This window comes from Streptococcus sp. oral taxon 064 (assembly GCF_001683375.1).
In the GTDB taxonomy this organism is placed as follows: domain Bacteria; phylum Bacillota; class Bacilli; order Lactobacillales; family Streptococcaceae; genus Streptococcus; species Streptococcus oralis_S.
The window spans coordinates 799,627-813,246 of record NZ_CP016207.1 but is presented as its reverse complement, the minus strand read 5'-3'; the positions used below and the strand labels follow the sequence as shown (position 1 = coordinate 813,246).

Annotated in this window: 14 protein-coding genes and 1 pseudogene; 4 read left to right on the top strand and 11 right to left on the bottom strand. The window is 40.9% G+C overall.

Annotated features, from left to right (window positions below):
• Window positions 1-10 precede the first annotated feature (10 nt).
• The 3 genes and pseudogenes from AXF18_RS04050 to AXF18_RS09945 form a co-directional block, all read right to left on the bottom strand.
• Window positions 11-619 (bottom strand): hypothetical protein, encoded by a 609-nt coding sequence (locus AXF18_RS04050; RefSeq protein ID WP_065371941.1) that lies wholly within the window; start codon window positions 617-619, stop codon window positions 11-13.
• Window positions 620-711: 92 nt separating this feature from the next.
• Window positions 712-1,338, bottom strand: a complete 627-nt coding sequence (locus AXF18_RS04045; protein ID WP_065371510.1) for a hypothetical protein — start codon at window positions 1,336-1,338, stop codon at window positions 712-714.
• A 265-nt stretch (window positions 1,339-1,603) separates the two neighbouring features.
• Window positions 1,604-1,729: pseudogene (locus AXF18_RS09945) on the bottom strand (MutR family transcriptional regulator); the annotation flags it as partial.
• A 242-nt stretch (window positions 1,730-1,971) separates the two neighbouring features.
• On the opposite strand from AXF18_RS09945, the gene AXF18_RS04040 reads away from it, so the two are divergent.
• Window positions 1,972-2,166 (top strand): hypothetical protein, encoded by a 195-nt coding sequence (locus AXF18_RS04040; RefSeq protein WP_065371509.1) that lies wholly within the window; start codon window positions 1,972-1,974, stop codon window positions 2,164-2,166.
• On the top strand, window positions 2,159-4,450 hold the full coding sequence (locus AXF18_RS04035) for a hypothetical protein (RefSeq protein ID WP_044021518.1): 2,292 nt from the start codon (window positions 2,159-2,161) through the stop codon (window positions 4,448-4,450). Before AXF18_RS04040 ends, AXF18_RS04035 begins: the two co-directional genes overlap by 8 nt.
• A gap of 133 nt (window positions 4,451-4,583) precedes the next feature.
• Here AXF18_RS04035 and tsaD read toward each other — a convergent pair whose 3' ends face one another.
• The 4 genes from tsaD to AXF18_RS04015 all read right to left on the bottom strand — a co-directional run bounded on the left by tsaD (window position 4,584) and on the right by AXF18_RS04015 (window position 7,250).
• Window positions 4,584-5,594 carry a tRNA (adenosine(37)-N6)-threonylcarbamoyltransferase complex transferase subunit TsaD gene (gene tsaD / locus AXF18_RS04030; protein WP_065371508.1) on the bottom strand — a complete coding sequence of 337 codons (1,011 nt, stop codon included), beginning with the start codon at window positions 5,592-5,594 and terminating at the stop codon, window positions 4,584-4,586.
• Entirely contained in the window at window positions 5,584-6,021 is a 438-nt protein-coding gene (gene rimI, locus AXF18_RS04025) for a ribosomal protein S18-alanine N-acetyltransferase (RefSeq protein ID WP_065371507.1), read from the bottom strand. Before rimI ends, tsaD begins: the two co-directional genes overlap by 11 nt.
• Window positions 6,018-6,701 carry a tRNA (adenosine(37)-N6)-threonylcarbamoyltransferase complex dimerization subunit type 1 TsaB gene (tsaB, locus tag AXF18_RS04020; RefSeq protein WP_065371506.1) on the bottom strand — a complete coding sequence of 228 codons (684 nt, stop codon included), beginning with the start codon at window positions 6,699-6,701 and terminating at the stop codon, window positions 6,018-6,020. The genes rimI and tsaB overlap by 4 nt, the downstream gene beginning before the upstream one ends.
• Window positions 6,702-7,034: 333 nt before the next feature.
• A complete protein-coding gene (locus tag AXF18_RS04015) occupies window positions 7,035-7,250 on the bottom strand; it encodes a hypothetical protein (protein ID WP_065371505.1) in 216 nt (71 codons plus the stop codon).
• Window positions 7,251-8,249: 999 nt separating this feature from the next.
• Here AXF18_RS04015 and AXF18_RS04010 point away from each other — a divergent pair.
• Entirely contained in the window at window positions 8,250-8,483 is a 234-nt protein-coding gene (locus AXF18_RS04010) for a DNA-dependent RNA polymerase subunit epsilon (protein ID WP_000639585.1), read from the top strand.
• Between the two features lies 1 nt (window position 8,484).
• Window positions 8,485-10,164, top strand: coding sequence for a ribonuclease J (locus AXF18_RS04005; protein ID WP_065371504.1), 1,680 nt, complete (start codon window positions 8,485-8,487; stop codon window positions 10,162-10,164).
• Window positions 10,165-10,228: 64 nt separating this feature from the next.
• On the opposite strand, the gene mnmG is transcribed toward AXF18_RS04005, so the two are convergent.
• The 4 genes from mnmG to AXF18_RS03985 all read right to left on the bottom strand — a co-directional run bounded on the left by mnmG (window position 10,229) and on the right by AXF18_RS03985 (window position 13,608).
• Complete coding sequence (mnmG, locus tag AXF18_RS04000) at window positions 10,229-12,142, bottom strand: tRNA uridine-5-carboxymethylaminomethyl(34) synthesis enzyme MnmG (protein WP_065371503.1); 1,914 nt, start codon at window positions 12,140-12,142, stop codon at window positions 10,229-10,231.
• On the bottom strand, window positions 12,132-12,563 hold the full coding sequence (locus AXF18_RS03995; protein WP_000989470.1) for an NUDIX hydrolase: 432 nt from the start codon (window positions 12,561-12,563) through the stop codon (window positions 12,132-12,134). The genes mnmG and AXF18_RS03995 overlap by 11 nt, the downstream gene beginning before the upstream one ends.
• Window positions 12,564-12,571: 8 nt before the next feature.
• The gene (locus AXF18_RS03990; RefSeq protein ID WP_000193660.1) at window positions 12,572-13,027 is read right to left on the bottom strand and encodes an NUDIX hydrolase; all 456 of its coding nucleotides are present in this window, start codon (window positions 13,025-13,027) and stop codon (window positions 12,572-12,574) included.
• Between the two features lie 149 nt (window positions 13,028-13,176).
• Window positions 13,177-13,608 carry an SseB family protein gene (locus AXF18_RS03985; protein ID WP_000485110.1) on the bottom strand — a complete coding sequence of 144 codons (432 nt, stop codon included), beginning with the start codon at window positions 13,606-13,608 and terminating at the stop codon, window positions 13,177-13,179.
• Between the last annotated feature and the right edge of the window lie 12 nt (window positions 13,609-13,620).

Sequence of the window (13,620 nt, the reverse complement as noted above, 5' to 3'; positions counted from 1 at the left end):
AGAGGAAGCATCATGGATACATGAGAAATTGATCCACTCGGATAGTATACTTATCGATTTCTGTGTCTGTAACATATTTATTTTCTGTTGGATAGACATCGACCCAGAGTTCCCACTGTTGTCCCTTCAACTTGACTTTATAGCGATAACCGTCATCATAGAGACCTACTGTATCAGTGGTCATGGACTGGTAATCTGGAAGAGCTTCAAGTTCTTTTTTTACAGTCTGGGATAAGTTATTGAGCAATGCTTTCTGCTCAGCTTTTGAGGCAAGAGGAAAATAAGCCGCTACTGTTTCCAAGCGATGCGACTTTGAAAATGTAAAAGTTGCTCGACCAGTATAGCCCTTCAAAGAAATATTTTCATAATCATAGAAAAGGCGGCCTGTTTTATAGAAATAAGGGTCTTCTGCACGCCAAGTATCGCGATAGGCTATTTCCTCTTCTTCCACCACTTCGCTAGCCTTTCCCAATACTTCTTCAAAAGATTTAGGAGACATGCCGAATGAAAGAGATTCAAACAAGACTAGTTGTGTCTTTTTGATATTCTGGCAAGCTAATAAAAGCATGAGTAAAGTTCCAATAACAAGCAAACCACTGATTATTTTTGTAAATTTCATATTTCTACTATACAAAAAAAGGCTAGGATTTGTCCAAGATAAAAGAGTCAACAATTAACTGACTCTTTATTCTATGGTATAGAAGGAAAGGATTACGATGCATGCCTCCGATATTGACTAATCCCAACCCCATACTCCTTATCTTCAGGCTTTTCATGATATCCAAGTTCTGTCGAATAAACCTCGACCCAGAGATCCTCCGTTTGCCCTTGTAATTTGACTTTATATTGATAAGAATCTTGATCTAGTCCTACCATTTCAACTGTCATAGACTGATAGTCCGGTAAAGATTCAATTTCTGTTTTTATAGCCTGCGATAGTTTGCCAAGTAGTTCTTTCTGTTCCATTTTTGAAGCAACAGGAAAAGAAGCCCTCGCTTCTTCCAAGGTATGCCATTTTGAAAACGTAAAATCTGCGCGGATAGTATAGCCTTCCCATCTCATATTTTCGTAATAGTAGAAAAGGCGACCTGTTTTATAGAAATACGGGTCTTCTGCACGCCAAGTATCACGATAGGCCATTTCCTCCTCTTCCACGACTTTGTCAGCTGCGACAAATGTATTTTCAAAAGATTCTACAGACATATAAAACGAAAGCGATTTAAACATGACTAACTGCGTACTAGGAAATTCCAAATTTTTAAAATTTTGGTAAGATTTTATAAATAAGATTATCACTCCAAGAGCAAGCAAACCACTGATTATTTTTGTAAATTTCATATTTCTACTATACTAAAAAACTCTATGATTGACAAACTTTAATAGAGTCGGATTTCGTGGTTAGATTCTAAAATTACTTTTTCATTTAAGGTAACAAGGAATTGAGCAAAAACTAGTAACAGATAGTCAAAATAAAAAAGACTGAAACTGTACTGCACCCCAAAAGTTAGACAGAAAAATCTAACTTTTGGGGTGCAGTACAGAGATTATCTTTTTCATTCTATTTTCTCCTATACTATGAAACAAAGACAGTATAACACGAAAACTGCCCTAACTCAAACTTGGATAGCTGAGATGCTGTCAGTCCATCACAAGCTACATCTGACTGCTTGAGTTTTCTAGTCAATCGCAATTCCTTGTAAAATTCTCCCAATGCCATCTTTTCAATCATGACCAAACTCCTGTCCAAAACCCTCTTTACTATTCCATTCGTAAATACTTTTCCTTTTTTAACATATTATAAAATATTGGAACTATATACCAGTTTACACTAGACACAAGATATAGTGCTTACGAGAATATCAAAAAGGCGGCTTACAAACGGAAATCGTCTTTTAATAATGTCTAAATTCTTCGCAGGATTTCAAAATTTTGATATAATAGAAGTAACAAAAATAAAGGAAATTAAGTATTATGAACGCAATCACAGCTCACAGCTCACAGCTCACAGCTCACAGCTCACAGCTCACAGCTCACGCTGATTATGTAATCGGACGTGTTTTTTGTCAAGCATTAAAACAGGCATTTTCACATTTTTGTGAGAAGGCTTTTTATGTTGAGTTTTCTGAGTTATCTTTAGAGAGAAATGGAGAGCTACAATATGCCTAACCATTTCTCAAACGAAGTTGATGGACAACTCAAGTTTTATCAAGATTATCTACCTCTAGTTGATAAAACTTTGAAAATAGATGATATTTTAACGGATTATACAGATGGTATTGTAAATGGAAATCTGATCGAATTTAAAGTTGTTATAAATGATATTAACACTGTTCTATTCCAAGCCATCAAATATCTATCTGCTCGGAGAATCAAAGGAAAAGAAATCCCCAAAAACATTCTGCTTGTGTCGCTAACGAATAAAAAAATCTATGTTTTTGATAGTCAGGACTATTTAACACATATCGAAAAAGTATATTTTGGTGGTGCAAGTGTAAAAACCTCTGGTTTTTCTGCTGGTACTCCTCTTGAAGTTTTAGAATACGGTCAAAATCAACTACACGAAAGTCGTCTTATTAATTTACTACGTTCAAAGCAATATACAAAAATTAACATTGATGAAAACTGTATTGTTGGTTGGGCAGAACGTTTTTATCGTGAAAACAAAGGAGCTAAAAAGTCTGATTTTATTGGTGATCATACTGGTAAAGTTAAAATTATTGGTGAAATTCGGAAACCTGAGAAACTAAAAGAGTTTATCAATCCTTATATCGGTGAAACTAATGTTCAATTTCAATATTTGATGGATAAACTCAATGATACTTTGCAAAAGAAAAATTTAGGAGCTTTCTACACTCCTGAACTTTATGTTCAAAAGTCATTGGAGCTAGTCCGACAAGCTATTAAACGTGTTCCAGAAGGAAATGATTATATTATTTTGGATAGATGTGCCGGAACTGGAAACCTTGAGAAATTGATGAGCGACGAGGAATTAAGTCACTGTGTTCTTTCAACTATAGAATATTATGAATATAAAGTTCTGCTGGAATTGCTTGGAGATAAAGTCCGTCATATCATTCCACCAACTGAAAAAGAAGATACTTTTAATATGGGGTTAGTTCGAGGAGCAGATGCTCTTAGCGAGGAATATATCAATAATGAAATTATTCAACACTATATCAACGATCCAAAAGTAACAATTATTTTGTATGAAAATCCACCCTACGCAGATACACGCAGTATAGAGCATCAAAAAGCAAAAAAGACTTCATCATCATCACAATGGAAACAAAGTTATTTAATGAAACAGATGAAACAAGAAGTCAAGGGAATGGGTGTAAATGAGATGGGAAATATCTTTATTTGGAGTGGTTTCAAATATTATCTTCGTCAGCCTACTGACAGTTACATTATTTATAGCCCAATCAAATATTGGAAAGAAATTCATCTCATCGATAAAAAGTTTGAAAGAGGATTTGCTTTTAATCGAAAACATTTTCACACTAAAATTGATGCGTTAGTTTCTTGTATTCTTTGGTCAAATGTAGATGAAGAATTAAATAATATTACTCTTGAAGCATTCAATATAGTCAATAACGAAATCTTACAAGAAGAAGATTTAACCATCAATCGTATTTATAAGAAATATAGTAATGTGTATTACGACAAACGGAAATTTAGTGACGATAAATTGTCTGATTTTGTATTGGGGTTAAATGGAGCAAAATTAATAGGCACGAATAAAATTACTTCTCAGACAATTATAAATAACAATCTAATTGGCTATTTGCGAGCTTCTGGAGTGAATTTTGACAATCCTGACTTGGCTTCTTCTTTACTAGTTGCTAGTCTATATAATGGTGCAGGGTATTTCCCATTAAGAAAAGACAATTTCCTAGAAAAGCTCCCAATGTTTGCCGCCAGTCGCTACATTACTTATAATCGTCACTGGACACAGCGTGCTAATATTATGAAATCTGCCGATGGCGTTGAACGTTTCAATAAAGCTGTATCAAGTAACAAGATTGAACAAGACTTATTGAAAATTCTTCTATTCACAACACTTGAAACGCAAAATCACATGAGAAGTTTATATGGTTCTGATGGACGATTCTACCGAAATGAGTTGTCATTGGATAACACTAATGGAGATACGCTAGCAACAGTTAACTTAGCAAAATTGAAACAAGGTTCTAAAGAGACTGCTTTATTTGAACAATGGGAAAAAGTCCTAACAGAAGCTAAGAAGACGGAAAATTATGATTCTAAATTAACGTATTCAGTTTATCAGATTATTGATGAGCTTAACACATCTGAAAAAGATGAAAATGATAAAACAATCTATAACTATCCCGAATTAAACGGACACTTGAATACATTGAAAACAATGGTAAAAGAATATTATAATTCTGAAATTGTGCCATTCCTATTTGAGTATGAATTTTTGAAATAAGCATGAAAAAGACGATTTCCGCTTGGAAGTCGCCTTTTTGATATTCTTGTAAGCACTATATATTGTGTCTAGTGTAAACTGATATATAGTTACCTAAAATATTTTAGCAAAAAACCAGCCTCAAACTGACTCTTTATTCTATGGTATCAAAAGCGAGACTTGGTTTGGCATTGAGGTCTAAGCTTGCAAAGTTTTCTTTATTCCACTCGCTGACGCTAGCATAGGCAATCATACCTGCATTGTCTCCACAAAGGCGCAGGGGTGGGATGATGACCTTGACATCTGTGATTTCAGTTGCTAGGCGTTCTCTGAGCCCTTTATTAGCTGCCACGCCACCGGCCACGACTAGGGTTTTAACAGGATATTTTTCCAAAGCCTTCTTGGTTTTGGCCATAAGAATATCCATGACTGCTGCTTGGAAAGATGCTGACAGGTCTTCCTTGGACAAGCTCTCTCCCTTTTGCTCGGCATTGTGGTGAAGATTGATAAAGGCAGACTTCAACCCTGAGAATGAAAACTCTAGATTGTCCTCCTTAATCATGGCACGAGGGAAATCATAAAGATCCTGCCCCTGATGAGCTAGCTCATCAATTTCGCGACCTGCTGGATAGGTCAAGCCCATGACACGGCCGACCTTATCATAGGCCTCACCAACCGCATCATCACGGGTTTCCCCAACAATCTTGTAATCCCCAGCCTCGGAAACATAGACCAACTCTGTGTGTCCACCACTTACTAAAAGTGCTAACAAGGGGAACTCCAAAGGCTCAACGCTCTGAGCCGCCATGAGGTGACCAGCCATGTGATTCACGGGGATCAGCGGAAGCCCATGAGCCCAAGCAAAGGCCTTGGCAGCTGACAAACCAACTAGCAGTGCTCCGACCAAGCCTGGTCCATAAGTAACGGCAACGGCTGTTACATCCTCTTCGGTAATTCCTGCTTCTGCCAGTGCTTCCTCGATGCAAGCTGTAATGACTTCGACATGGTGACGACTGGCTACTTCTGGCACTACGCCCCCAAAACGTTTGTGACTCTCAATTTGACTCGCAATGACATTGGACAAGAGCTCATCGTCGTTTTTCAAGACGGCGACACTGGTCTCATCACAGGATGTCTCAAATGCTAAAATATATCTATCCTTCATCTATTTCTCTCTTCATGATGATGGCGTCCTCGACTGGATCATGGTAGTAGGCCTTTCGCTCAGCGATGATCGCCATCTTTTCTTTCTTGTAAAATGCTTGCGCTCGTTGGTTTGACTTTCTGACTTCGAGGAAAATCTCCTTATCTGTCGGCAATTGAGCAAACAAGGATGACGCAATTCCCTGACCCTGATAGGCTTTTTTGACAGCGATTTGTAAGACTTCTGCCTCAAAGAGATTCTCCTGAACAGCTAGAAAGCCAATCACTTCTGCCCCATCATAAGCTAGAGCGTACCAAGTTTGGTCTTGGGACAGGTCTGCTTGGATTTGTTCCAGTGTCCAAGGACTGACTGGGTAAACAGCTTCCATGACAGCGTAAATAGCTTGAGCCAGGTCAGGCTGTCTTTGAATTCGCTTGATCTCTATCATAGGCGTTTAATGTAAGGCTCGCCAGACTCGGTATGGTTCTTGAGCCAGTTTTCCTCAGCTTCAACACGTTTGAGGTAATTTGGTACAAAGTCGTGCAAGGAGTCTGCTTTCTTGTCCCAAGCCCACAAAGCTAGATTAGCTGCATTAGGTAAGCTTTCTTGGTAGCTAGCTTGTGGTAGCTGTTCTTGGATCTGCTCCACAAAGGGGCCAACTTCTCCGACAAAGGTCACCTGTTCAGCATCCGTGACTTTTTCTAGCACTTCCGCAAAGGACAAGTGTGCTTCTGGCATGACAGGTTTGGCATTTTCATAAAATCCTGCATAAACATTGTTGCGACGCGCATCCATCAAGGGAACAAGTAAGCCTTCTTGTTGGCGTGGAACCAGAGCCAAGAGGCTAGACATGCCAACTAACTCAATGTTTAGGGTATGAGCCAAGGTCTTGGCAGTTGCTACCGCGATTCGTAAGCCAGTATAACTACCTGGTCCTTCCGCCACCACGATTCGATCCAAATCCTTGGGTGTCCAATCCAAACTGGCCATCAAAAAATCGATGGCTGGCATGAGGGTAATACTGTGATTCTTCTTAATATTAATCGTCGTCTCGGCAAGAACCTGCTTGTCCTCTAAAATAGCGAGAGAAAGAGCCTTGCTGGACGTATCAAAAGCTAATACTTTCATAACACATTCCTATCTTTTTGTCTGTTTACTATTATACTACAAAAGCCAGCGCATGGGAATTTTCTTTATTTTGAAACAAAAGGGCCTGCCACTTAGACAGGCAATTCTGCAAAAAAATTAAAAAAAGTTGTAGTTTTTTTTGAATGGAAAAGTGAACAAGGAAATTGAAAGGTTCTTCGTAAGAAATGTAAATAAGTCATATATGCTTTAACTCGATTTTCGATGTTAGAAATCATCGTCATAACAATAAAGATAGCACCTAAAAATAAAAAAAGTCCATCCCATCTATCAAGACGGGATGGATTTTCTGTATATCTAGAGGAATAATTGACTTTAAGCATTTAAACCAAAGTAGAAAACAAGCCAGACAACATAGGTGACCAGGAGGAGAAAAATTGAATAGAGCGTCACAAAAGCAAGCTTCCAAAGGAACTTTATTTTGCGGTGTTCCAGATGAACAAACAGGGCATTCCCCCCATAGACACAAGCTACAAAGACTACAAAAATTAAGAGGCGAACCCCTACTGCAAATTCAAACAAACTAAACATTCTTAATCCTCCTTTTGGTATTCCTATTTTTATATAAACTGTTGACAATGTTGTTCTATCAATGTTAAAATGTAATTCAACACTGGTAGGAAAATCAGGTTGAGTCGTTGACTCTTCGGGTTGCAGTGCTATCCCTGAAACTTTGGTTTCTAAAGAACTGAAATTGCGATTGAACAATTCGCCCCCAGTGTTTGACTGCTCTTGACTTCGGTCAGGAGCTTTTTGATGCTTTTAAAGTTGATTCCCTCAGTAAGTTATAGTAAAGTATAAATATCGAGAGGATAACATAGGGCGACTGGTGACAGAGCGTTCAAAGGTACCAACTTCTGGTACGGGTGTGGGACTGCCCTCAGCTTTGAGCTGTAAAGACCCCTGACTACCATTGGTCCTCTCTTTTTGCTTACTCTTAAATTAAGTGCTTGTCTTTACCTTTTAGTAAGCACTCCACTCCATGCTATGTCTACATCGTTATACTTATAGATTGACTTCTTAGCTGAGTAGATGATAAAATAGGGTAAGGTTGAGATTTGGTCTGACTTGGTGACAAGTCTTTCAAAGGTTGCGATGCATTCGCTTCAGGTAGAGGTGCTGCCCCTTGAGCTTGCTCAGAAAGATCCCTTAATTTTATCTCAGCCTTTTTGTTTGCTCTCGAGATTTCTCAAGAGCTTCTTCTTTTTTCAAAGATATCATTCTGTCCCAACCATCCACTCCAACGATTAATGAAACTAGAACTATATTCTTCCTTAAATCTACTATCTCTTTAGTTTCCCCCTTTAATTATAACACCTAAGCGCTCTCCGACCAAATCCTACCTATCTTTTTACTCCTTCTTCCCCTCCTGACTTTCTCCATTTCCGTCTTTTACTAATTTTTCATTTTGTGGTATAATTGAAATAATTGTAACGAATCAAGGTCAATCTAGACACAAAATGGAATGAAATTAAGCAAATCTCTGCTAAAAGTTTGGAATAAGCTGACCTGTAAATAGAAAGGAACTATATGATTTACAAAGTTTTTTATCAAGAAACAAAAGAACGTAGCCCACGTCGTGAAACAACACGCTCACTTTACCTAGACATCGATGCCAGCTCAGAACTTGAGGGCCGTATCGCTGCTCGCCAACTTGTCGAAGAAAACCGCCCAGAGTACAACATCGAATTCATCGAACTCTTGTCTGACAAATTGCTAGATTACGAAAAAGAAACTGGCGCTTTCGAGATTACGGAGTTCTAATATGGCCTACACTCTTAAACCTGAAGAAGTCGGCGTTTTTGCCATCGGTGGTCTGGGAGAAATCGGAAAAAACACATACGGAATTGAATACCAAGACGAGATTATTATCGTCGATGCTGGGATTAAATTCCCAGAAGATGACTTGCTGGGTATCGACTATGTCATTCCTGATTACTCTTACATCGTGGACAATATCGACCGCGTCAAGGCTGTCTTGATCACACACGGACACGAGGACCACATCGGTGGGATTCCATTCCTGCTCAAGCAAGCAAATGTCCCTATCTACGCTGGACCACTTGCCTTAGCTTTGATCCGTGGAAAACTCGAAGAACACGGTCTCTTGCGCAACGCCAAACTTTACGAAATCAACCACAACACAGAGTTGACCTTTAAAAATCTCAAGGCAACTTTCTTTAGAACCACCCACTCTATTCCAGAGCCTTTGGGGATTGTTATTCATACCCCTCAAGGAAAAATCGTCTGTACAGGTGACTTCAAGTTTGACTTTACTCCAGTTGGGGAACCTGCAGACTTGCACCGGATGGCAGCCCTTGGTGAAGAAGGCGTTCTCTGTCTCCTCTCTGACTCGACAAATGCGGAAGTACCGACCTTTACCAACTCTGAAAAAGTCGTTGGTCAGTCCATCATGAAGATCATACAAGGCATCGAAGGACGTATCATCTTTGCATCCTTTGCCTCAAATATCTTCCGTCTCCAGCAAGCAACGGATGCCGCTGTTAAGACTGGACGCAAGATTGCGGTCTTTGGACGTTCGATGGAAAAGGCCATTGTCAACGGGATCGAGCTTGGCTACATCAAAGCTCCTAAGGGAACCTTTATCGAGCCAAATGAAATCAAAGACTACCCTGCAGGCGAGGTTCTGATCCTCTGTACAGGTAGTCAAGGCGAGCCAATGGCAGCCCTCTCTCGTATCGCTAACGGAACCCACCGTCAAGTGCAACTCCAACCCGGCGATACCGTTATCTTCTCTTCAAGCCCAATCCCTGGAAATACTACTAGCGTCAACAAGTTGATTAACATCATTTCTGAAGCTGGTGTCGAAGTCATCCACGGTAAGATTAACAATATCCACACCTCTGGACACGGTGGTCAGCAAGAGCAAAAACTCATGCTCCATTTGATCAAGCCCAAATACTTCATGCCTGTCCACGGTGAATACCGTATGCAGAAAGTCCATGCTGGACTAGCGGTGGATACGGGTGTCGAGAAGGACAATATCTTTATCATGAGCAATGGTGATGTGCTTGCCCTTACTGCTAACTCAGCTCGTATCGCAGGTCACTTCAATGCCCAAGATATCTATGTCGATGGAAATCGTATCGGTGAAATCGGCGCTGCTGTCCTCAAAGACCGTAGAGATCTATCTGAAGATGGTGTCGTTCTAGCAGTCGCAACTGTTGACTTCAAGTCTAAAATGATCTTGTCTGGGCCTGATATCCTCAGCCGAGGCTTTGTCTACATGAGAGAATCTGGAGACTTGATTCGCCAAAGCCAGCGCATCCTCTTCAATGCAATTCGTATCGCGCTGAAGAACAAAGATGCTAGCGTGCAATCTGTCAATGGTGCCATTGTCAACGCCATTCGCCCCTTCCTCTATGAAAATACAGAACGTGAACCGATTATCATCCCTATGATCCTCACACCAGATGAAGAATAATACTCTTTGATTTTCATTGAATACAAGTCAAAAAAAACAGCCCCGTCTTCGGAGCTGTTTTTCTCTATGCTTTTTTTTCTTGATTTTTAGAAATACTACGATTTTTACCTTCCAGATACACCATCAAAATAGAAATATCTGCTGGATTTACTCCCGAAATACGGCTAGCTTGGCCGATGGTTTCTGGATTGATGAGTTTGAACTTCTGACGGGCTTCTGTCGCAATCGAGTCAATATCATCCCAGTCGATATTGGCTGGAATGCGTTTTTCTTCCATGCGTTTCATCTTGGCAACCTGATCCATGGCTTTGGAAATGTAGCCTTCGTACTTGATTTCTGTTTCAATCAATTCGATAATCTTGTCATCCAAGTCCTCTGCAGCAGGTCCGATAAAGGTCACCACATCTTGGTAAGACACTTCTGGGCGACGAAGGAATTCCTTTGCTGTCACCGCATCAGTCAATGGTTTGAAGCCCATCTCCTCAACCTTAGCATTGGTTTCTTTGACTGGCTTGAGTTTGATACTGTCTAGGCGCTTCATCTCATTGTCAAGTTGATTTTTCTTGATTTCAAAGCGGGCCCAGCGTTCATCGTCCACAAGGCCAATCTCGCGCCCCATCTCTGTCAAACGCATATCGGCATTGTCATGACGGAGGATGAGACGGTATTCTGCACGACTGGTCAAGAGACGGTAAGGTTCAATGGTTCCCTTAGTTACCAAGTCGTCAATCATGACCCCGATATAACCGTCACTGCGCTTCAAAATCAATTCAGGCTTGCCTTGGATTTTCAGAGCCGCATTAATACCCGCGATAATCCCTTGGCCAGCAGCTTCTTCGTAACCAGATGTACCATTTGTCTGACCAGCTGTGAAAAGTCCTGAGATTTTCTTGGTTTCTAGTGTCGCACGCAACTGATGAGGCAAGACCATGTCATACTCAATGGCATAACCAGTTCGCATCATCTCAGCATTTTCCAAACCTTTGATGGAATGAACCAAGTCACGTTGGACATCCTCAGGCAGACTGGTTGAAAGTCCTTGGACATAAACTTCCTCTGTATTGCGCCCTTCTGGCTCTAGGAAGAGTTGGTGGCGTTCCTTGTCCGCAAAGCGTACAATCTTGTCCTCAATCGATGGACAGTAACGAGGCCCAACTCCCTTGACCACACCTGTGAACATAGGCGCACGGTGGAGGTTGTTTTGGATAATCTCATGACTGGTACCGTTGGTGTAGGTCAACCAGCATGGCACCTGGTCCTTGACATAGTCCTCATCACGTGAAGTGTAGGAGAAGTGATTTGGCGCTTCATCTCCTGGCTGAATCTCTGTCACATCGTAATTGATAGAGGAAGCCTTGACACGTGGAGGCGTTCCTGTCTTGAAACGACCAATTTCGAGTCCCAGTTCCTTGAGATTGTCAGCAAGGTTAATCGAAGCCAGACTGTGGTTAGGACCTGACGAATACTTGAGGTCTCCGATGATGATTTCCCCACGGAGTGCAGTCCCTGTCGTCACGATAACAGCCTTAGCAGCATATTCTTGATGGGTAGCTGTACGCACACCGACAACCTTACCATCTTCCACCAAAATCTCATCAATCATGGTTTGACGAAGGGTGAGATTCTCTTGATTTTCAACTGTCTTGCGCATCTCCTTAGAGTAAAGCTCCTTGTCAGCCTGCGCACGAAGGGCACGGACAGCTGGACCTTTCCCAGTGTTGAGCATCTTCATCTGGATGTAGGTCTTGTCAATGGTTTTAGCCATTTCACCACCAAGGGCATCCACTTCACGCACGACAATCCCCTTGGCAGAGCCACCGATAGAAGGATTACAAGGCATGAAAGCCAGCATTTCAATGTTGATGGTCGCAAGCAAGACCTTGCAGCCCATACGGCTAGCAGCTAGAGATGCCTCGACCCCAGCGTGTCCCGCACCGATTACAATAATATCGTATTCTTCCGTAAAATTATAAGTCATTTCTTAACCTTTCAAAAATTTCTCGCAAATAAGGAACTAACTTCTCCTCCTCTAGAGCTTGATCCATAGTAACCCATTTAAAGTGTGTATGCTCTTCAGGATCTAATCTGATAATTGGCTTCTCCCCAATCCACTCTGCTTTATAAACTAAGCGAGTAAAAACCGTATCCTTAGAGGTATCCAGTTGACTATCTTCGTGAAGAAGTTTGAGCGAACTGCTATCTAGCCTAACTCCCGCTTCTTCAATGCATTCTCTAAGAGCACCATCTCGCGGAAGTTCACCCTTTTCAACCCCGCCACCAGGAATATCCCAGTAAGTTGGATAAACGTTGGGTTCTCCTCTTTTAATTTCCGAACGCTGAATGAGCAAATAATCACCACCACTATGAACAAGTACATGGGCAATAAGCTTAACCATCATTTTCTCTCCTATTCCTCAAGATGAATGTGTTTTAGTTGGCCGTTCCATTCTGGTAGGGCTGTTTTTAAAAAGGCTGGAACTAGCTGGATATTCTGGAGCTGATCCAAATCAATCCACTCACAAGGTTGCCTTTTCACATCTTCCTGCATGGTCAATGGAGCTTCTTCAAGCAAATTCACCAGGTAATGAAACTCGATGTTGTGATAGGAAACACCGTCCTGTTCAAAACGATTTTCAACCACGAAAGCTAGCTGCCCAGCTTGAGCTTTGACACCTAGTTCTTCCTTCACTTCACGGACTACCGCGTCTTCCGTGCTTTCATTGACTTGAATCGCACCGCCGATAGTGTAATATTTACCCTTGTCTTTAGTAACTAGGAGCTTGCCATTTTGGAGAATCAAGGCTGCCGCCCGAACACCAAAGACCGTGTCTCCCACTGTTGTCCGAAAGTCTTGTTGAGTCATTTTTGTCCTTTCCCTTAAACGACACAAAAACAGTCAAAACTCCAAAGAAGTGCAGGACAAAAAAGCCTGCAACATCCATGAGCTTTGACCATCATTTCTATTGCTTTTATTATTGTAGCAAATTGAGAAAATTTGTCAATCTAAATGTACTATAATTGGCGAATCGCTTCAAAAGCTCCTTTGTCAATCTCGACTGGGTCAGAGAAGGCATCCAGAACAATCCCTCTCACCGGAAACTCCCCTATCTCTTCCGCAACAGATAAACAGTCCGTAAGAGGTAATTGCAACCAGGAAAAACGGTCATAATAGTCCCTGGGAATATCTTGTTCAGTTAAGAAACAAGGATAGAAGTAGTCGTCTCCCTTTCGCAGAATATCCGGTTTTAGTCGTACCCCTTCTTGTTCATCACTCTCATCCAGAAGATTCGGATTGAAGGGGACCCAGACTTTAGCTTGTTTCAATTCCTTGAACAAGGCTTCAATTGACTCTGTCGTTTTCTCTCTCAAATACTCTTTCTTATAGTCAGAGAGGCTCATTGTTTGCTCTTTTTTAGCCGTTTTTTTCTTAAAAAACTGAAACATTCTCTTTCCTCT

Coding starts and splice junctions, on each gene's coding strand:
- AXF18_RS04050 (WP_065371941.1), bottom strand. CDS start 619: ATGAAATTTACAAAAATAATCAGTGGTTTGCTTGTTATTGGAACTTTA.
- AXF18_RS04045 (WP_065371510.1), bottom strand. CDS start 1,338: ATGAAATTTACAAAAATAATCAGTGGTTTGCTTGCTCTTGGAGTGATA.
- AXF18_RS04040 (WP_065371509.1), top strand. CDS start 1,972: ATGAACGCAATCACAGCTCACAGCTCACAGCTCACAGCTCACAGCTCA.
- AXF18_RS04035 (WP_044021518.1), top strand. CDS start 2,159: ATGCCTAACCATTTCTCAAACGAAGTTGATGGACAACTCAAGTTTTAT.
- tsaD (WP_065371508.1), bottom strand. CDS start 5,594: ATGAAGGATAGATATATTTTAGCATTTGAGACATCCTGTGATGAGACC.
- rimI (WP_065371507.1), bottom strand. CDS start 6,021: ATGATAGAGATCAAGCGAATTCAAAGACAGCCTGACCTGGCTCAAGCT.
- tsaB (WP_065371506.1), bottom strand. CDS start 6,701: ATGAAAGTATTAGCTTTTGATACGTCCAGCAAGGCTCTTTCTCTCGCT.
- AXF18_RS04015 (WP_065371505.1), bottom strand. CDS start 7,250: ATGTTTAGTTTGTTTGAATTTGCAGTAGGGGTTCGCCTCTTAATTTTT.
- AXF18_RS04010 (WP_000639585.1), top strand. CDS start 8,250: ATGATTTACAAAGTTTTTTATCAAGAAACAAAAGAACGTAGCCCACGT.
- AXF18_RS04005 (WP_065371504.1), top strand. CDS start 8,485: ATGGCCTACACTCTTAAACCTGAAGAAGTCGGCGTTTTTGCCATCGGT.
- mnmG (WP_065371503.1), bottom strand. CDS start 12,142: ATGACTTATAATTTTACGGAAGAATACGATATTATTGTAATCGGTGCG.
- AXF18_RS03995 (WP_000989470.1), bottom strand. CDS start 12,563: ATGATGGTTAAGCTTATTGCCCATGTACTTGTTCATAGTGGTGGTGAT.
- AXF18_RS03990 (WP_000193660.1), bottom strand. CDS start 13,027: ATGACTCAACAAGACTTTCGGACAACAGTGGGAGACACGGTCTTTGGT.
- AXF18_RS03985 (WP_000485110.1), bottom strand. CDS start 13,608: ATGTTTCAGTTTTTTAAGAAAAAAACGGCTAAAAAAGAGCAAACAATG.